18 protein-coding genes are annotated in these 17978 nt (G+C 64.0%); 12 read left to right on the plus strand and 6 right to left on the minus strand.

Annotated elements, in window-relative coordinates:
• Positions 1 to 15 precede the first annotated feature (15 nt).
• Complete coding sequence (locus tag NCS00_RS26810) at positions 16 to 1050, minus strand: TRAP transporter substrate-binding protein (RefSeq protein ID WP_008346643.1); 1035 nt, start codon at positions 1048 to 1050, stop codon at positions 16 to 18.
• 327 nt (positions 1051 to 1377) lie between these two features.
• Here NCS00_RS26810 and NCS00_RS26815 point away from each other — a divergent pair, with 327 nt between their 5' ends.
• From NCS00_RS26815 to NCS00_RS26845, 7 genes are all read left to right on the plus strand, one after another.
• Positions 1378 to 1803, plus strand: coding sequence for a MaoC family dehydratase (locus NCS00_RS26815; RefSeq protein WP_033535795.1), 426 nt, complete (start codon positions 1378 to 1380; stop codon positions 1801 to 1803).
• A gap of 4 nt (positions 1804 to 1807) precedes the next feature.
• Positions 1808 to 2620 (plus strand): enoyl-CoA hydratase/isomerase family protein, encoded by an 813-nt coding sequence (locus NCS00_RS26820; RefSeq protein ID WP_175981676.1) that lies wholly within the window; start codon positions 1808 to 1810, stop codon positions 2618 to 2620.
• Positions 2617 to 3780, plus strand: coding sequence for an acyl-CoA dehydrogenase family protein (locus tag NCS00_RS26825; RefSeq protein WP_250441446.1), 1164 nt, complete (start codon positions 2617 to 2619; stop codon positions 3778 to 3780). Before NCS00_RS26820 ends, NCS00_RS26825 begins: the two co-directional genes overlap by 4 nt.
• 30 nt (positions 3781 to 3810) lie before the next feature.
• A complete protein-coding gene (locus NCS00_RS26830) occupies positions 3811 to 5004 on the plus strand; it encodes a CaiB/BaiF CoA transferase family protein (protein WP_250441447.1) in 1194 nt (397 codons plus the stop codon).
• Positions 5001 to 5474, plus strand: a complete 474-nt coding sequence (locus NCS00_RS26835) for a MaoC family dehydratase (protein WP_008346652.1) — start codon at positions 5001 to 5003, stop codon at positions 5472 to 5474. Before NCS00_RS26830 ends, NCS00_RS26835 begins: the two co-directional genes overlap by 4 nt.
• Positions 5475 to 5608: 134 nt before the next feature.
• Positions 5609 to 6505 (plus strand): helix-turn-helix domain-containing protein, encoded by an 897-nt coding sequence (locus NCS00_RS26840; RefSeq protein WP_250441448.1) that lies wholly within the window; start codon positions 5609 to 5611, stop codon positions 6503 to 6505.
• A 118-nt stretch (positions 6506 to 6623) separates the two neighbouring features.
• On the plus strand, positions 6624 to 7844 hold the full coding sequence (locus tag NCS00_RS26845; RefSeq protein WP_250441449.1) for a glycoside hydrolase family 88 protein: 1221 nt from the start codon (positions 6624 to 6626) through the stop codon (positions 7842 to 7844).
• Positions 7845 to 7946: 102 nt separating this feature from the next.
• Here NCS00_RS26845 and NCS00_RS26850 read toward each other — a convergent pair whose 3' ends face one another.
• Genes NCS00_RS26850 through NCS00_RS26865 form a run of 4 tightly spaced genes read right to left on the minus strand, consistent with a single transcriptional unit; the run spans position 7947 to position 11930 of the window.
• Positions 7947 to 9017: an ABC transporter ATP-binding protein gene (locus NCS00_RS26850; protein ID WP_250441450.1), complete on the minus strand. Its 1071-nt coding sequence runs from the start codon at positions 9015 to 9017 to the stop codon at positions 7947 to 7949.
• 19 nt (positions 9018 to 9036) lie between these two features.
• Positions 9037 to 9828 carry an ABC transporter permease gene (locus NCS00_RS26855; protein ID WP_250441451.1) on the minus strand — a complete coding sequence of 264 codons (792 nt, stop codon included), beginning with the start codon at positions 9826 to 9828 and terminating at the stop codon, positions 9037 to 9039.
• A gap of 28 nt (positions 9829 to 9856) precedes the next feature.
• On the minus strand, positions 9857 to 10795 hold the full coding sequence (locus NCS00_RS26860) for an ABC transporter permease (protein ID WP_175981666.1): 939 nt from the start codon (positions 10793 to 10795) through the stop codon (positions 9857 to 9859).
• 16 nt (positions 10796 to 10811) lie between these two features.
• Positions 10812 to 11930: an ABC transporter substrate-binding protein gene (locus tag NCS00_RS26865; protein WP_175981664.1), complete on the minus strand. Its 1119-nt coding sequence runs from the start codon at positions 11928 to 11930 to the stop codon at positions 10812 to 10814.
• Between the two features lie 182 nt (positions 11931 to 12112).
• On the opposite strand from NCS00_RS26865, the gene NCS00_RS26870 reads away from it, so the two are divergent.
• Positions 12113 to 12892, plus strand: a complete 780-nt coding sequence (locus tag NCS00_RS26870; RefSeq protein WP_008346661.1) for a DeoR/GlpR family DNA-binding transcription regulator — start codon at positions 12113 to 12115, stop codon at positions 12890 to 12892.
• Between the two features lie 6 nt (positions 12893 to 12898).
• Here NCS00_RS26870 and NCS00_RS26875 read toward each other — a convergent pair whose 3' ends face one another.
• Entirely contained in the window at positions 12899 to 14566 is a 1668-nt protein-coding gene (locus tag NCS00_RS26875; protein WP_008346662.1) for a Na/Pi cotransporter family protein, read from the minus strand.
• Positions 14567 to 14787: 221 nt separating this feature from the next.
• On the opposite strand from NCS00_RS26875, the gene NCS00_RS26880 reads away from it, so the two are divergent.
• From NCS00_RS26880 to NCS00_RS26895, 4 genes are all read left to right on the plus strand, one after another.
• Positions 14788 to 15510, plus strand: a complete 723-nt coding sequence (locus NCS00_RS26880; protein ID WP_250441452.1) for a sulfite exporter TauE/SafE family protein — start codon at positions 14788 to 14790, stop codon at positions 15508 to 15510.
• Positions 15511 to 15771: 261 nt separating this feature from the next.
• Entirely contained in the window at positions 15772 to 16500 is a 729-nt protein-coding gene (locus NCS00_RS26885; RefSeq protein WP_250437261.1) for a YrzE family protein, read from the plus strand.
• 44 nt (positions 16501 to 16544) lie between these two features.
• A complete protein-coding gene (locus NCS00_RS26890; RefSeq protein WP_250441453.1) occupies positions 16545 to 17006 on the plus strand; it encodes a YsnF/AvaK domain-containing protein in 462 nt (153 codons plus the stop codon).
• Between the two features lie 90 nt (positions 17007 to 17096).
• Positions 17097 to 17951 carry a YsnF/AvaK domain-containing protein gene (locus tag NCS00_RS26895; protein WP_008346666.1) on the plus strand — a complete coding sequence of 285 codons (855 nt, stop codon included), beginning with the start codon at positions 17097 to 17099 and terminating at the stop codon, positions 17949 to 17951.
• Positions 17952 to 17978 lie beyond the last annotated feature (27 nt).

A 17978-nucleotide genomic window follows, 5' to 3' on the forward strand; every position in this document is an offset into this window, starting at 1 on the left:
CGTCGTTCGCATCCGTCATTTCGATGCGACCGCCGGCGCCTGCTTGGCCGAATTGATCTCCTGATACAGCGCCGGGCCGTCCGGAATCTTGCCGATCAGTTCGTCGCGCGCGGTCTTGGTCGCTTGCGCCCACGGCGCGGTATCGACCGTCGTGACCTGAATGCCCTTCGCTTTCATCGCGGCGATCGCGGCGTCGTATTCGCGCTTGTACTCCTTGAGATCGAAGTCCGCCGCGATCTTCGCCGAGTCCTGGAACGCCTTCTGATCGGCGGGCGAAAGCTTGTCCCACGCGCTCTTGCTCATCGCCAGCACGACCGGCAGATAGTTCACATGCGTCACGTAGAAGTGCTTGGCGACGTCGGAGAACTTGTCCTGAACGAACTGCTCGGGCGAAGTATCGGCGCCATCGACGAGACCTTGCGACAGCGCGAGAAACAACTGGTTGTAGGCGAGCGGCGTCGGATTCGCGCCGAGTGCCTTGTAGCCCGCGATATAGCCGGGGCTCTGCATCACGCGCACCTTGAGGTCCTTCATGTCCGCGAGCGACGTGACCGGACGTTTGGTCGTGAACAGGTTGCGTTCGCCGACCGCGAGCCACGTCAGGCCGATCATGTTCACCGGCTTCATCATGTCGAGATACTTTCGCCCGACCGGGCCTTGCAGCACGCCGTTCGCCTCGTCCATGCTGGAGAAGAGATACGGCATATCGAAGATCTGCCATTGCTTGATCGTGTTGTCGATCGGCGCCTGCGCGGAGATCATCAACTCCTGCGTGCCGGTGCGCAGCGCCTGCGTCATCTGCACTTCGCCGCCGAGCTGCGATTGCGGGAACAGTTGAATCTCGATGTGACCGTGCGTGCGCGCGGCGACTTCCTTCGCGAAGACCTGCGCGGTCAACTGATAGTGATTGTCCGGCGCCAGCGTGTGACCGAGCTTCATCACGACCTTGTCCTGCGCGCTCGCGCCAGACGACGCCGCCACGCACATCGCGGCGAGCGCCGCGCTCATCGCCATGCGCAGCATGCTCTGCGCTCTGAAAAGCGAACTCATGTTGTCTCCTTGCTCGATATGGATACCGCCCGGCGAGTGCGCCGCATCGTTCGGTGCGAGTGCCCGGTGCGAATGCGGAGCCGGCGGGTTGACGCAAGTATTTGTGATCGCGGCGAGGGTGCGTTAGGACCAGTCGTCGAATTTCTTGGACTTTTTTACGCTGCCCTTTCGCATCGCCGGGTCCGATGCAAAAAAGTCCAAAAGATCGCGCGAACCGTCCTACCGGTTGCCTGTAACGCGTCTTTAAAGTGACTTCCAAGCCGGCGATGCAACATCAGCACGCATCGTTCAGCGTTAACCCCAACTCATCCGAGAAGAAACATCGACATGGCCAAACGCCCTCATATGGATTGCTATGCAATCGGCGACACCGCCGATTTCGCCAAGACGGTCTCCGAATACGATATCTACGGCTTTGCCGGCATCGTCGGCGATTTCTACGCCGTGCATCTCAACGAGGAATACGCGAAGGGCACGCGCTTCGAAAAGCGCATCGCGCAGGGCTGCCTGTCGGTCGGCTTCCTTTCCACGGTGATGGGATACATGGCGGCGAAAGCGCCGAGCCCCGGCGCCGTATCGTATCGCTACGACATCACCTTTAACGCGCCGGTGTTCATCGGCGACACGGTGAGCGCGCGTCTCACGCTCGAAGAAAAGGATGAAGAGCGCAACGTGTGCATCTTCGCCGCCGACGTGACGCGCCAGGACGGCGTGGTCGTGGCATCGGGCAAGACCTATCTGAAAGTGCTGTGACGCCATGACGAACGACACGCTTCCCGTTCTCGCGTCGCAGCATGGCGCGCTGCGCCTCCTGACGCTCAATCGCGCCGACAAGCTCAACGCGTTCACGCCCGACATGCTCGCGGCGCTCGAAGCCGAAATCGCCGATGCGCTCGCCGACGACGCGACGCGCGTGATCGCGCTCACCGGCAGCGGCGCAAAGGCGTTCGCCGCGGGCAACGACATCGAGCGGCTCGTGTCGCTCGACGGCGTCTCGGCTTATCGCGACATGGTGGCCGGACAGCGCGCGCTGTTGCGTCTGCATGAAAGCGCGAAGCCGACCATCGCGATGGTCAACGGCTACGCGCTCGGCGGCGGCTTCGAACTGGCGCTCGCGTGCGACTTCATCGTGGCATCGAGCGAGGCGAGCTTCGCATTTCCCGAGATCACCCTGAACACCATGCCCGGCTGGGGCGGCACGCAACTCGCCGTCGCCAAGATGGGGCTCGCGTGCGCGAAACGCTTCGTGATGAGCGGCAGGCGCTTTTCCGCGCGCGAATGCGAGGCGTTCGGCTTCATCCACGAAATCGCCGCGCCCGCGAAACTGTTCGACGCCGTGCGCGCGCTGGCCGACACCCTCGCCTCCTACGATCCGTTCGCGGCCGAGATGGCGAAGCGCGCGCTGAATCGCGCGAGCGACATGCCCTTGTCCGCCGGACTCGACTTCGAGGCCGCGCAATACGCGGTGAATTTTTCGAGCGAAGGCGCGCGCGCGGGCCTGCGCCACTTCGTGGAACGCAAACGCGCACGCCGCGCCGCGCAAGCCGACACCGCACCGGTCACGCCATGACGACAACCTTCAATCAACCTCACTGGCTCGGCGAAGAGCACACGATGATGCGCGAGGCCGTGCGCCGTTTCGCCGAGAAGGAAATCGCACCGCAATCGGAGACGCTCTGGGAGCAGGAAGCGTTTCCCTACGCGATCTGGCGGCAGGCCGGCGAACTCGGCTTCACGGGCTTGCCGTATCCCGACGAATTCGGCGGCGGTGGCGGTGACTGGCTGTCGTTCGTGATCGTGCTCGAAGAACTCGCGCGCGTGGACTGCGCCGTCGCCAATGCGCTCATGGCGAACTCGACCGTCGCGAGCCTGTTGAACAACTACGGCACGCCGCAGCAGAAAGCGCGTTTCTTGCGCCCCATTCTCGACGGCACGCAGATCGGCGCGATCGGATTGTCCGAGCCCGACGCCGGTTCCGATGCGGCGAATATCGGCACGCGCGCGGTCTTCGACGGCGAACGCTGGATCATCGACGGTGCGAAGACGTTCATCAGCAATTCGGGTACGGAGATCGGCGGGCCGACCGTGATCGCGGCTGTCACCGGCACGCGACCCGACGGCCGCAAGGAGATCTCCAACTTCATCGTGCCGCAAGGAACGCCCGGCTATGGCAAGGGCAGAAAGCTGCGCAAGATCGGCTGGCGCGCATCGATCACGCACGAACTGTTCTTCGAGCAATGCGCGATTCCCGCCGATCAACTGCTGGGCGAACGCGGCGCGGGCTTGCGTCAGACGCTCGCGCAGATCAGCACGGGGCGCATTCTGATCGGCGCGCTCGCGCTCGGCATCCTGCAGGGCTCGCTGGATCGCTCGGTCGCGTACATGAAGGAGCGCCGCGCGTTCGGACGCGCGATCGCCGAGTTCCAGGCGCTGCAATTCAAGATCGCCGACATGGCGGCCGATGCGCACGCCGCGCGTCTGATGCTCTACGACGCCGCCGCGTCGAAAGATGCCGGCGCGCCCTTCGATGTGCAGGCGTCGCAAGCCAAGCTGTTCGCCACCGAGCAAGCGATGAAAGCCGCGCATCAGGCATTGCAGATTCACGGCGGCTACGGCGTCATGGCCGAGTTTCCCGTCGCGCGCGCATTCGGCGATGCGAAGGTGCTGGAGATCGTCGAAGGCACGTCGGAGATACAACGCATGATCATCGCGCGCACGCTGCTCGCGTGATCGCGCGCTGAAACCGAGAGGAGAATGTTCATGCTGGAAGGCATCAAGGTGCTGAGTTTCACGCATTTCCTGCAAGGCCCCGCCGCCGTGCAGATGCTCGCCGATGTCGGCGCGGATGTCATCAAGGTCGAACCGCCCGGCGGCGCGTTCGAACGTAGCTGGACCGGCGCGGATGCGTTCATCGAAGGCGTGAGCGTGTTCTTTCTGCTCGGCAACCGCAATCAGCGCAGCATCTCGCTCGATCTGCGCGACGAAGCCGCGCGCGAGATCGTGTGGCGTCTGATACGCGAAGCCGACGTGCTCGTCGAGAACTATCGTCCCGGCGTGCTCGACAAGATGGGCTTCGGCTACGCGCAGGTGCACGAAGTCAATCCGCGTCTCGTGTATTGCTCGTGTACCGGCTACGGTTCGTCCGGGCCTTATCTGAAACGTCCGGGCCAGGATCTGCTCTTGCAGGCGATGAGCGGACTGACCATGCTGTCCGGCGATGCCGAATCGCCGCCCACGCCGGTCGGTTCCGCCATCGTCGATCAGCATGCCGCCGTGCTCGCCGCATTCGGCGTGGTGGCCGCGTTGCAGGCGCGCGAGCGCACGGGCGTCGGCACGCGCATCGAGAGCAATCTGCTCAACGCCGCGCTCGATCTGCAAATCGAGCCGTTCACGTATTACATGAACAAGGGGCCGTTGTGGGCACGCACGCATCCGCCGATGGGCAGCCGTTTTCATCCCGCGCCGTATGGCGTGTACCGGACGCGTGACGGTTATATCGCGATGTCGCTCACGCCGACGCAGAAGCTCGCGAATGCGCTGTCGTGTCCCGCGCTCGCCGAATTCACGCATCCGAAGGACAACGTGCGAAGGCGCGACGAGATCAATCGCCTTGTCTATGACACGCTGAAAACGCGCACGACCGAGGACTGGATGCGCACCTTCGAGGAACACGATATCTGGTTCGCGCCCGTCAACGACTACGAGCAGGTGGAGCAGGACCCGCAAGTCGCCCACAACGAAATGATCCTGTCGTTCGATCACGAGGAAGCGGGACCGGTGCGCGTGCTCGCGCATCCTGTGCGCTACGACGGCGCGGCGCCGCCCTTGCGGCGGCATCCGCCGAAACAGGGACAACATACCCGCGAAGTGCTCGCGGAACTGGGCTACACGCCGCAGGAAATCGACGGCTATGTCGAACGCGGCATCGCATTGACATCGAGGAGAGAAGCATGAGCGCACAACCGAACAACTGGCCGGCGCTCTTGCGCTTCGACGACGTCGAGATCGGCCGTACGCAGGTGAACGTGCACACGGTCACCGAGGCCGAAGTGGACGCGTTCGGGCACCTGTCCGGCGATCTGAACCCGCTGCACATGCAGCACGCCTTCGCCGAATGCTCGCCGTTCGGACGGCGCGTCGTGCATGGCCTGTTGACGGCCGCGCTGGTGTCGGCGGCGCACACCGAACTGACAGGGCCGGGCTTCGTGTATGTCGGACAGGAGCTGCGTTTTCTGGGGCCGGTGTATATCGGCGATACGGTGACGATCAGCGTATGCGTCGTCGAAAAGAAGCCCGCGAAACACATTCTCGTGATGGACACGACCGTGCGCAATCAACAAGGGCACGTCGTGCTGAGCGGACTTTCCGCGCTGAAGGAACTGCGCTTCGATCATGCGCTGATGGCGCGCAGCGCGGCGGCGTGACATCGCCGCGCGGGCCGCATGGTGTAAATGCCAGTTAACCGGCGGGCGCGGGCACGGCTACACTCGTGCAGTCGCCCGCGCAGCGCGGGCATGCAGGCGGGCGCGAAGACACTCGCCGCCGACGGAGGAGACAGTTGGATACCGCATGTTGCTGTCACGTTCCGGTGATCCGGATCGAGGACTACGAATACGGCGCACACGTCAAGACGCCGGACTTTCATCTCGCGCCGATCGAGGCGCTCAAGTCGACGCTGGTCTATCCGCATCGGCACGACTTCTATCACATGATGTGGGTGCTCGCGGGCAGCGGCTCGCATGTGATCGATTCGGTGCGCTACGACGTGCGTCCCAACACGTTCTACTTCATGGCGCCCGGACAGATTCACGATCTGGATCTTTCGGCCGACACGCTCGGCTATTCGCTCAGCTTTTCGTCGGAGTTTTTCGCGTTCCGCGTGCAGAACCGCCATACCGAAACCGAAGTGCCCGTCTACAACTTCGAGCAGCTCGCGCCGTGCGTCAATCTGAGCGACGCGCAGGTGCGCGAACTGGCGCGCGTGATGGACGGCATTCGCCATGAGTATCAGGAGGAACAGGTCGGCTACACCGACGCGATCTGGGCCTACTTGCACGTTTTCCTGATCAAGGTCGCGCGCATGTGCGACGCCGCCGCCATGCGAGATGCCGCCGCGACGCGCAGCGTGCTGCTGTCGCGCCGCTTCAAGAGTCTGCTGGAGAAGCATTTTCGCTCGGTCAACGAGGCGGCCGATTACGCGCGCCTGCTCAACGTCACGGAGCGCGCGCTCAACGAGGCGACGCGTCAGGCGCTCGGCAGCACCGCGCCCAAGCTGATCCGCGAGCGCGTGATGCTGGAGGCCAAACGGCTGCTGCTGCACTCCGAAGTGAATGTCGCGGAGATCGCCGCGATGCTCTCGTTCGACGATCCCGCCTACTTCAGCCGATGCTTTCGCAAGCACACGGGCCGCTCGCCGATCGACTATCGGCGCAGCCTCGACAAGCTGCACATCTGAGCGTCGTCGTGCGCCGCTTCGGTGCGGAAATGTCCAACAGTTCATGCGTTTCATCCTAACGCGCTCGCGCAGGCGCTTCTTAGAATCGTCCTGCGAATGACGAACTCAAGGAGACGCCGTGTCGAACGCAATGAACCCGCTGTCACTCAGCGAGAACCAGGCAAAGCTGTTTCGCGAAACACTCGATAAAACCGCGCAGAAGGTCGCTTCCGACGAGCTGACCTTCGGCGTCGAATTCCCGCAAGTCACCGGTCCCGATGGTCAATGGGTGCGTCTGCCCGCGTCGCTCTCTGCGGGCTACGACGGCGACGCATGGAGCCACGGCAACTGGTTCTGCGGCTTCTGGGTCGGCTTGCTGCTGAGTTCGTATCTGCACACCGGCGAGGCGCGCTTTCTCGAATGGGCGCGTGCCCGCATGCTGCTCGTGCGCCAGCGCGCGCAGGATCCGAACACGCATGACATCGGCTTTATCTTCGATAGCAGCGCGGTGCCGGGGCATCACATCACCGGCGACGCGTGGTTCGCCGATATCGCGCTCGAAGCCGCGGACAAGCTGCGCGCCCGGCTCGTGACCACGCGCGGCGGCGCCTATCTCGCGTCCTGGGGGCCGATCTCCGATCCGCGCGGCCGCAGCGCCTCCGCGATCGACACGATGGCCAATCTGTCGCTGCTCTACTGGGCCGCCAATCACGCCGACGACGGCAGCTACCGGCACGCCGCGGACGCGCACGCCGAGATGACCGCGCGCGCCTTCGTGCGCGCCGACGACTCGACCTATCACGCCGTCGAATACGACGTGGAGAGCGGCGCGCGCAAACGCGGCTACACGTTCCAGGGCGCGTTCGACGAATCCGCATGGAGCCGCGGCCAGGCCTGGGCGATCTACGGATATGTGAACTCCGCGCGGGAAACCGGCAAGCGCGGCTATCTGGACCTCGCCGAGCGTCTCGCCGATTACTACCTGCGCCGCCTGGAAGGGCGTCAGGTGCCGCCGTGGGACTTCGATGCGACCGGCCGCGACGCCGAGATCAAGGACACGGCCGCTGCCGCCGTGGTGGCGTCGGCGTTGCTGGAGATGGCACGCGTGCATCCCGATGCGCACGCTGCGGGCAAATGGCAAGGCCACGGCCTCGCGATGCTCGAAGCGCTCTGCCGCGACGAATTCACACGCGACGGTCAGCACGGGCTGCTGCATAACTCGTGTTACTCGAAGCCGCACAATATCGGCGTCGACGGTGCGACCATGTTCGGCGACTTCTACTGCGTCGAGGCGCTATGCCGCGCCGTGCATCCCGGCAAGCTGCGCCCGCTCGACGAAACGCGCATTCCGCTCGCCTGAGGGTGTCACGAAGCCATCGCCGGCAACGCGGCGCGCGCAATCGATAACCCGCGCGCGCCGGATTGCCGATCTGCGTGGGCAACTGCTCCTCACATTGCAAAGCTAGCGCCCGTTTTCATCGAGCACGAGAAGGTTGTCGTGAGAAAACCCGAGCGCTACCGGCTGCCCGCGCTCCGGCAGGGTCCTGTTGGGATCGTTGAAGACATCGAGCGATACGACCGCGTTGCTGACCCGCGCACGAATGCGCACCACGGCGCCGAGAAAGCTGATCTGCTCGACGGTGGCCGCGAGCGAATTCCGTCCGTTCGACGGCGGCTCCAGGATGATCGCTTCGGGGCGCAGCGCCAGCAATCGTTCCTTGCCGGCATCATCCGGCGGCAGTTGGCGCGACGTCACGAGCTCCTGACCATCGACCGCGATGCGCCCGCTTCCGGGATCGATCACGCGCCCGGCGAGAATGTTCAGCGTCCCGACGAACGATGCGACGAAGCGCGTGCGCGGAAAATTGTAGATGTCGAGCGGCGAGCCGATCTGTTCCACGCGCCCGTCGTTCATCACGACGATGCGGTCGGAGATCGACAACGCCTCTTCCTGATCGTGCGTGACGAAAATCGATGTAATGCCGAGCTCGCGCTGCAGCGCCCGAATGTCCTCGCGCAATGACACGCGGATTTTCGCGTCGAGCGCGGACAGCGGTTCGTCGAGCAACAGCACCTGCGGCTTGCTCGCGAGCGCGCGCGCCAGCGCCACGCGCTGTTGCTGTCCGCCCGACAATTGCCACGGATAACGCGCGGCGAGTTGCGGCAGCTTGATGAGTTCGAGCATCTCGGCGACGCGCGCGTCGATCTCCTTCTGCGAACGCTTCGCGACCTTCAACGCGAAGCCGATGTTCTGCGCCACCGTCATGTTCGGGAAAAGCGCATAGGCCTGAAACACCATGCCGACGGCGCGGTCGCGCGTACGCATGTGCGTGACGTTGCGTCCATTCAGACGGATCGTGCCGCGCGTGGGCGTTTCGAATCCGGCGATCATGCGCAGCACCGTCGTCTTGCCGCAACCCGACGGACCGAGAAACGTGATGAATTCGCCCTGCTCGATCGTCATGTCGAACCGATGCAGCGCGACGTTCGGCCCGAACGTTTTGTGAAGATCGTCGATTTCGAGAAATGGCATAAGTCGCGGCCTCGTCGGCTCAGGTTTTATGGCCGGCCAGTGCGCGCGCCGATCCGAACACCTGGATCAGGCCCATCGATGCCCATGTGACGACGAACGCGATGATCGCCAGCGCCGAGGGCTCGTATGCGCGATTCGCGCCGATCAGTTGCAGATAAGGTCCGAACGCCGGACGGTCCAGCAGGCTCGCGATCGTGAATTCGCCGATGACGACGGCGAACGTCAGGAACGCGCCGGACAGAATGCCCGAGCGCACGTTGGGAAAGATCACGCGGAAAAGGATCGTCGTCCAGCCGGCGCCGAGACATTCGGCGGCTTCGGTCAGCGAGCGGACGTCGACGGCGCGCATGCCCGCATCGACGGCGCGGTACATGTACGGTAACGACAGCGTGACGTAGCCGAAGACGAGCAGCAGATCGGTCGCGCGCTCGTTGCCGGTGAGCGGCAGGATGGAACTGCTGTTATAGATGCGCAGATAACCGAACACGATCACGATGGCCGGTATCACGAGCGGCAGCAAAGTGATGAACTCTACGACGGGCCGCAGCTTCGGCAGACGCAATTGCACCCAGTACGCGGTCGGCACGACGAGCAGCACGCCGATCACGATGGTGAGCAGGCCCATGAGCACCGAGTAGCCGAACGAAGCCTGAAAACGCGGATCGCCGAGAACGACGCGATACGCGTCGAAGCTGTAAGCGTCGCGGCGCATCCGCAGGCTGAATTCGAAGGTGGCGGCGAGCGGAATCACAAAATACATCGTGCCGACGATCATCGCGATCCAGGCGCCCGCGCGCGATTGCGTCTTCATGTGCGTCTTCATGCGCGTCTTCGCGTCTTCATGCGCGTCCCCTTTCGGCCCTCGCGCGCAACCAGATGTAGCCGCCGTTCGACAAGCCCGTGACCACGATCATGCCGAGCGCGAGCGCATAGCCGAGGTTCTGGTTATGCAGCACGTCGCCGCGAATCTGCGCATACAGCAGAATCGGCACGATGTTGAGCGAGCTGCCCGTCAGCGCATAGGCCGTGGCCACTGCGCCGAACGCGTTGGCGAAGAGCAGCAGCGCCGCGCCGAGCACGCTCGGCCACAGGACCGGCAAACCGACGTATCGCCAGTACTGCGCGGCCGTGCCGCCGAGACAGTCGCACGCTTCGCGCCACTCGCGTTTGAGACCGTCGAGCGCGGGCGTGATGATGAGGACCATCAACGGAATCTGGAAGTACAGGTAGGTAATGGTCAGCCCGACGAAGCTGAGGATGCTGAAGCCGGTCGAATACAGATTGACGCCGAGGTATTTGCGCGCCAGCACCGTGACGAGGCCCACGCGTCCCAACGTGCAGATGAATGCGAACGCGAGCGGCACGCCCGCGAAGTTGGACGCGACGCCCGAGAACGTCATGAGCGTCGGACGGATCCACGCCGGCAGCCGGCCATGCACCGCTGCCCAGGCGAGCAACGCGCCGAACAGCGTCCCGCCGGCGGCGGATGCCACGCTCACCTTCACGCTGATCCAGTAGGCATCGAGCACGGCGGGCTGAAACAGTTCGCGAAGATTCGCCAGCGTGAAGCGTCCCTGCGCATCCTGAAACGCGCCGATCATCAGAAAGGCGGTGGGCAACAACAGAAACAGCAGCGCGAACGCAAAGAATGGCGCGACGCCCGCATACGTGAGCCAGCCCGCGCCGCGGCTCGCGCGGGCGGGGCCGGACTGCGGCGCGGGCGCGGCCGGCGTCAGCAGATCCGGGCCCGAAGCGCCTGGCTGCGGCGATGCGCTCATTCCGGCGAACTCGCGGCTACTTCACGTTCGCGCCGACGACCTGATCCCAGCCTTTGGTGACGGCGTCCTTCGTGGCGTTTTGCTGTTCGAGCGTCGGGAACACGGCGTTGCTGTAAGCCGATGCCGGCGGCAGTTTGGCAAGCAGCGCCTGCGGCACTTTCTTCTGCGCGACCAGCTCGTTATAGCGCATCGGATGGCAGTATCCGGCCAGCCAGCCGAGTTGCCCTTCGTCGGAGTAAAGGAATTCCATCCACAATTTCGCGGCGTTCGGATGCGGTGCGTAGGCGCTGATCGCCTGCACATAGACGCCCGCGACGACACCCGTCTTCGGCACGATCACCTGCACTTTCGGATTGCCTTTGAGCGTGTCGCGATCGGCAAGCGCGTTGTAATCCCAACGCACGATGATCGGCGTCGTCCCCTGCGCGAGCGACGCGGCCTTGCCGATCACCGGCACGAAGTTGCCGCTCTTGTTCAGATCGGCGAAGAACTTGAGGCCCGCCTGGTCGGCCTTCGACGCGTCGCCCTTCGTCTGCGAAAGGCCCGCCGCATGGACAGCCTGAATCGCCTGATTGGCCGAACGCGGGTCGCCCGCGAGCGAGACCGCGTTGCGATAGTCGGACTTGAGCAGATCGCCCCAATCGGACGGCGGCTTGTCGATCATGTCCGCGTTGACTTCGAACGCGAGCACGCCGTAGTAGTCGCCGTACCAGTAGCCTTCCGCATCCTTCGACGCAGCCGGGATCGAATCCCACGTCGACACCTTGTAAGGCTGCAACAAGCCTTCCTTCTTCGCGGACGGACCGAACGACAGGCCGACATCGATCACATCCGGCGCTTGCGGACCCTTGTTGCCCTTGTTGGCCTTGATCGCTTCGATCTCGTCGCCCGAGCCCGCATCCGGATTCAGCTCGTTGACGTGGATGCCGTACTTCTTCTGGAACGTGTCGATCAGCGCGCCGTATCCGCACCAGTCGTGCGGCAACGCGATCGTGGTCAACTGTCCTTCCTGCTTCGCGGCGGCCACGAGCGCCTCGGATGGCGCGGCCGATGCGGCGTCGATGCCGCCCGCCGCGAGTCCCGCTGCCGTGGAGATCGAAAGGAGACGGCCCGCCCAGATACGCTTCATCGTCATCGCTGTTCCCGAAAGGAAGGTAGTGCGTTGAAGAGAACCGCCGATTGCTGATGCAGGCTAGTTTCAAATCCTCAAATTTGCAAGCTGCCAAAAAAGTACAACTTTCGCTTATGACGGATGTAAGCTGAACAACAGCGTGCCAGCGCAATTCTCATTGTTGCTTCCACCATCGAGCATTCCCTATGTGGCAGAAAGACCGTCATCAGCGCATACGCGCGCTCCTGTCGATGCTCGGCCGTGTCTCGAACGAGAGGATCATGGCGGAGCTTTCCGTGTCGCGCGAAACGGTGCGCCGCGACTTGCTCGATCTGGAGCAGGCGGGTGCGCTGCGGCGCGTGCATGGCGGCGCCGTCCCGTCGAGCGACGAGGCGCCCATCGCCGAACGCGCCCGCGCGAACGTGCGCGCGAAGTCGGCCATCGCGCGGGCGGCAATCGGCATCGTTCACGCCGGGCAAACCGTATTCGTCGATGCCGGAACCACGACCGCCATCCTCGCGGACGAGCTTGCGAAGCTCGCCAATCTCACCATCGTCACGAATTCGGTCGATGTCGCGCTGCGGTTGCGCGGCACATCGGGACCGCATGAGCGCGTGCGCGCGATGAACGAAGTCATCCTGCTCGGCGGCATGCTCAGCGAGCGCGCGGCGGCCACGACGGGCGCGACGACCGTGCTCGACATCCGGCGATACCGCGCCGATCTGGCGATGCTCTCGCCCGTCGGCATCGATCAGCGGCACGGGGCGAGCAACTTCGATCGTGCAGAAGCCGAGATTGCCCGGGCGATGGTCGAGAATGCGGACCGCGTCGCGATCCTCGCCGATCACAGCAAGATCGGCCAGCGCAGCCGCATCACGTTTTGCGCGCCTCGCGACATCGACGTTCTCGTGACCGATCGCAAGTCCGGCGAGGCCGCGGATTTGCGCGCGCTCAAGAAGACAGTGGGCGACCTGGTGCTTGCGTGAGCTGCGTCATTCCTTGACGTGCAGCGTGTCGAGCGAGCGCTTGCGCAGACGCGTGTCATGCAGCGCGCCCGCCGCATCGAGCACGGGATACGCCGTCGAACAGAAGAGCGAGTTCAGCCGTTTCATATTGCCGATGAGATCCAGGTGCAGCGCGCTGGTTTCCACGCTGCGCGAGCTTTGTCCCGCCAGCCGGTCCAGATGCTTGTGCGAGTAGGCGCGCTCCAGATCGCGAAAGCGTTCCTTCTCGGCCAGCAACTGCTCGGCGCATCGCAGATCGTTGTTGAGAAACACCGACAATCCGAGCCGCAGGTTACTGATGAGCCGCGCATGCAGATCGTCGAGTTCGCCCAGGCCCTGTTCCGAGAACGCGAGCCGTTGCGAGATTTTCTTCTCTTCGATATCACTGACGATTCGCTCGATGATGTCTCCCGCATGCTCGAGATTGATCGTCAGCGAAATGATGTCCGTCCAGCGACGGCTCTCCGCCTCGTCGAGCTGCTCGCGGGAGATCAGCGTCAGATAGCTTTTCACTTCCGCGTAGAGCTGGTCGACGTCGTCGTCCATGCGCATGGTTTCGCGGGCGACGGCGAGATCGTTGCGTCTCAGCAGATCGGCGACGTTATCGAGCATGACGCGCACGATGTCGCCGATGCGAAGCACTTCACGCGAAGCATTCGCCAGCGCGAGGCTCGGCGTCACGAGGCCTGCCGGATCCAGGTACAGCGGGCGCAACTCGCCGGTCGCGACCGTGCGATCCGGCAGCAAACGCCGGCTGATCGCAGCGACCCGTTCGACGAGGGCGAGACACGCGCAGCAGCGCACGGTGTTGTAGATCACATGGAAACCGACTACGGCTTCGCGCGGATTGGCGATCAGAACCGGCAATCCGCGTGCGAGCAGCGATGCGAAAGGCAGAATGATGATCGCGCCGGCCAGTTTGAATGCGAAGCTGCCAGCGGAAAGACGCCGTGCTGCCGCGTTCTGCGGCAGCGCGTTCAAGAGCGCCAGGAGCCCGCTGCCCAGATTCGCGCCGACGACGAGGCACAAGGCGACCTTCAGCGAGATGACGCCCGACGACGCCAGTGTCGCCGTCAACAGGACTGCGGCGAGGCTCGAATACGAGAGCATCGCGAAGCCCGCGCCCACGAGCGCGTCGAGCATCGTGTCGCCTGTGAGCGCGCCGAACATGACCCTGACGCCGGCGCCCTGCATCATCGGCTGAGCCGCTTCGACGATGAGATGCAGCGCCAGCAGAATCAATCCGAGTCCGATGATGGTTCGGCCCACCTGCCCCGCCCGCGTCTGCTTGCGGGTCAGGAAAAGCGGCACGCCGAACAGGATCAGGATCGGCGAAAGCCATGACAGGTCGAGCGTCAGCACTCGCGCCATCAACGCGGTGCCGACATCCGCGCCGAGCAGAACCGTTAGCCCGGCCGCGAGCGGCACCAGTCCCTGCGCGGCGAACGATGTAATGATGACGGCTGTGGCGTTGCTACTCTGCACGAGGCTCGTCACGCCGATGCCCGCCAGAAACGCGCGCGTCTTGCTGCCGGTGCTACGGCCCAGAATGGCGCGGAGATCGGCGCCGAGCACCCGGAGAATGCCGGTGCGAACGATATGTGAGCCCCAAACCAGGAGGGCGACGCCAGAGAGCAGATTGAGAAGAACCAGCACGGCGAATCGATTTCCTTTGAATGGACGTGACGCTGACGCCAGGCTGTCGAAAATTAGATTGTGACAATAGTGTTACACAGTTCCCACGGCAATTGAGTGAAGTCAATCTTCCATGCAATGCGGCGTTGCGTGCATGCCGCAGCTCGCGCATCCGCTTGGAACCAGCGTCTCGCGGGTTTCGCGTCCGCGGCTAGAATCGGCGCTGGCGCATGGAGACCTCGATGGGATACCTGATCGTATTGAGCGTGGGTTGGATGGCGGGTGTTTTGAGCGGCGTGATCGGCACCGGCTCGTCGATGCTGTTGATGCCCGTGCTCGTGCTCATCTACGGCCCGCAGCAGGCCGTTCCGATCATGGCCATCGCCGCGATCATGGGCAATCTCGGCAAGGTCCTGTCCTGGTGGCGCGAGATCGACTGGAAAGCTTCCATTGCCTATGGCGCGACAGCCGCGCCCGGCGCGATATTAGGGGTTCACACGCTGCTTGCGCTCCCGCCGCACGCGGTCGAGCTCGCGCTTGGTCTCTTCTTTATCGCGATGGTGCCCACGCGCCGATGGCTCGCCCGCCGGGCCATGCGCCTCTCGCTCTTCCAGCTCGCGCTGATTGGCGCACCGGTCGGCTTCCTGACGGGCATCGTCGTTTCGACCGGACCGATCACCGTGCCGGTTTTCATGAACTACGGCCTTGTGAAGGGCGCGTTTCTCGCGACCGAAGCTACCGGTTCGCTGATCGTCTACGGAGCGAAAGTCGCGGCCTTTCAGCAGTTCGGCGCCCTGCCCACTCAAGTGGTCGCTCAAGGGTTGATTACCGGCGCGGCGATCATGGCAGGCACGTTTTGCGCGCGCGGGATCGTCGCGCGCATGTCCGCTAACACCTTCCGGTTCATCGTCGATGCGCTGATGGTGTCGTCGGGTGTGTCATTGCTATGGGCCGCAGTCCGCTGAAGTGAAGTGCGTCGCTGTGAACCAGCGCCTGCGCCCGATGCAAATCCCATCGCATTCCCGCAAGTCATACGTCTCTCGTGCTCTGCTCCACTGACGCACGCTTCCCTCCCGCCGCGAAGTGACGCCCCGAGCAGGCGGATCCATCGATCAGACGGCGTCTGAATCACTCGCATTTACGCGCCGATTCAAAACTTGCGCGCGGCACAGCGCTTGCGCATCAGTGCCGCGCGCATCGACGCCGCAACTCTTCCTGGAGACATCATGAAACTGCTTACTACTCAAGAAGGCCTGCCGCGCCTGTCGTGGGGTTCGATCATCGCGGGCGTCATCCTTTCGATGATCGTCTATCTCATCATGAGCGTGCTCGGCACGGCGATCGGCGCATCGCTCCTCTCGCCGTTGTCGAAGCCCGATACGTTGCACGGCTTCGGTTTCGGCTCGGGCGTATGGGTAATCGTCACGACCGTGCTCGCGGTTTTCGTCGGCTCCTATTACGCCGGACGCTGCGCGCCCGTCCTCGGATGGCTCCACGGTCTGCTGTCATGGGCGGTGATGACGCTGCTCGTCGTGTTCGGCATGACCTCGCTGATTACGGGCGCGGTGAGCACGGCCGGCAGCATCGTCGCAACCACCGCGCAAGTCGGCGCACAAGCCGGCGCGACCGCCGCGAATCAGGCGGGCGGCAACAATCAGCTCATCGACTCCGCGAAGCAGCAAGTGCAGGCGGCGATGGCATCGGCGGCGTCGGCTGCATCCTCTCCGGATGCCGAACAGAACGCGCGCCAGGCCGCCGACACCGCCGCGCGTGGCGTCGCTCGCGCAAGCTGGTTCTCGTTCGCGGCGCTCGTCGTCGGCGCGATCATCGCGATCGTTTCGGGCGGCGCGGGCTTTCGTCATCAGCCGCCGGTTGAGGAAGGCGGCGGCTCCGCGCTGGATCGCAAGAACGCGGCCCCTCGCAATCGCACCGTGCAGGCAGGCGCCCGCCTTTGAGCGCGCCCGGCCGACGACCTGACCACGCTTCAACGGAGACGCCGATGAGCGCCGATGACAAGCCCACGACCCCGAACGCGACGAACGCGGACTCGTCCGGCACGCCCGACGAGCTCCGGCTTTCCGCCGTGCAGGAAGAATTGTCCGTCGACGTGAAGCGGACGGAGACCGGCGCCGTGCGCGTTCGCAAGGTGGTGCATGAAGAGATGCAGCCGGTCAGCATGCGCCTGAGCGCCGAAGAGGTGGAAGTCAGGCGCGTGGCCGTGAATCGTCCGGTCGAGGAACGTGCCGAGCCGCGTCGCGAAGGCGACACGCTCATCATTCCTGTGTACGAATACGTGCCGGTCGTTCGCATGCAGCTCACGTTGAAAGAAGAGGTGCATGTGACAACGCGAGAGACGCAACAGGACGTCGTCCACCAGGTTCTTCTGAACTCCGAAGAATTGGTGGTTGAACGCCGCGAAGGCACGAGCGGCAAGTGGAAGCCCGATCCGGATGCCGGCTAGATTCACCCGCACCCGAGGCGGGAACGGCCGTTGCGCATATGGACCGGCGCACCTCTCGATACCCCAATTCACTCTCACGGAGATAATGCAATGAGCCAGACCATCATCGGTGTATTCAATACGCTTCAGGACGCGGAACTTGCTCAGACGCGCCTCGAAACGGAAGGCGTCGCCCGCACGAATATGAACGTGCATGCGAACGATATGAGCGCGTCCACGTCCGTGTCCGGCGATGCCACCGACCGTCCCGCCGGCGAGCATCACGAAGGCGCGATGGCGCGCATCGAGCACTTCTTCAAGAACCTGTTTGGCGATCACGATCAGCCCGAGGAAATCGGCCACTATCACGAAGCGGTCCGTCGCGGCGGCGCGCTGTTGACGGTGGATGTGATCGACGAATCGTCGATCGAACGCGTGCGCGACGCGCTCTATGCAGCCGGCGCCATCGACATCGACACGCGCGTCGAGCAATGGCGCAGCACGGGCTATAGCGGCTATGACCGCAATGCGCCGGCTTATACGGCCGATGAGATCGCCGCTGAACGGCAGGCCTTTCCCGTCGTGAAGGAATCCGTCGAAGTCGGCAAGCGCGAAGTGCAGACGGGCGGCGTGCGCGTCTATTCGCGGGTGACCGAAACGCCGGTGAGCGAATCGGTGAATCTGCGTGAAGAACACGCGAACATCGAGCGTCGGCCGGTGGATCGTCCGGCGACGGTGGCGGATCTGAAGGAAGGCTTCGTCGAGATCAGGGAAACGGCCGAGCAGCCCGTCGTGGCGAAGACGGCGCGCGTGGTCGAGGAAGTGGTCGTCGGCAAGGAAGAAACGAACCGCACCGAAACCATTCACGACACGGTGCGCGGTACCGAAGTGGAAGTCGAGCGGACGGCGGGCAACCGGGACGTAGCCGACGGCGCGGTTCCGCCGGCGAAAAAGACGCCGCTGTAACGCGTGGTGAGATCGGCCGCTCCCTGC

It is taken from the genome of Caballeronia sp. AZ1_KS37 (genome assembly GCF_023631165.1).
Taxonomy (GTDB): Bacteria; Pseudomonadota; Gammaproteobacteria; order Burkholderiales; family Burkholderiaceae; genus Caballeronia; species Caballeronia zhejiangensis.

Coding starts and splice junctions, on each gene's coding strand:
- NCS00_RS26810 (WP_008346643.1), bottom strand. CDS start 1,050: ATGAGTTCGCTTTTCAGAGCGCAGAGCATGCTGCGCATGGCGATGAGC.
- NCS00_RS26815 (WP_033535795.1), top strand. CDS start 1,378: ATGGCCAAACGCCCTCATATGGATTGCTATGCAATCGGCGACACCGCC.
- NCS00_RS26820 (WP_175981676.1), top strand. CDS start 1,808: ATGACGAACGACACGCTTCCCGTTCTCGCGTCGCAGCATGGCGCGCTG.
- NCS00_RS26825 (WP_250441446.1), top strand. CDS start 2,617: ATGACGACAACCTTCAATCAACCTCACTGGCTCGGCGAAGAGCACACG.
- NCS00_RS26830 (WP_250441447.1), top strand. CDS start 3,811: ATGCTGGAAGGCATCAAGGTGCTGAGTTTCACGCATTTCCTGCAAGGC.
- NCS00_RS26835 (WP_008346652.1), top strand. CDS start 5,001: ATGAGCGCACAACCGAACAACTGGCCGGCGCTCTTGCGCTTCGACGAC.
- NCS00_RS26850 (WP_250441450.1), bottom strand. CDS start 9,017: ATGCCATTTCTCGAAATCGACGATCTTCACAAAACGTTCGGGCCGAAC.
- NCS00_RS26855 (WP_250441451.1), bottom strand. CDS start 9,828: ATGAAGACGCAATCGCGCGCGGGCGCCTGGATCGCGATGATCGTCGGC.
- NCS00_RS26860 (WP_175981666.1), bottom strand. CDS start 10,795: ATGAGCGCATCGCCGCAGCCAGGCGCTTCGGGCCCGGATCTGCTGACG.
- NCS00_RS26865 (WP_175981664.1), bottom strand. CDS start 11,930: ATGACGATGAAGCGTATCTGGGCGGGCCGTCTCCTTTCGATCTCCACG.
- NCS00_RS26870 (WP_008346661.1), top strand. CDS start 12,113: ATGTGGCAGAAAGACCGTCATCAGCGCATACGCGCGCTCCTGTCGATG.
- NCS00_RS26880 (WP_250441452.1), top strand. CDS start 14,788: ATGGGATACCTGATCGTATTGAGCGTGGGTTGGATGGCGGGTGTTTTG.
- NCS00_RS26885 (WP_250437261.1), top strand. CDS start 15,772: ATGAAACTGCTTACTACTCAAGAAGGCCTGCCGCGCCTGTCGTGGGGT.
- NCS00_RS26890 (WP_250441453.1), top strand. CDS start 16,545: ATGAGCGCCGATGACAAGCCCACGACCCCGAACGCGACGAACGCGGAC.
- NCS00_RS26895 (WP_008346666.1), top strand. CDS start 17,097: ATGAGCCAGACCATCATCGGTGTATTCAATACGCTTCAGGACGCGGAA.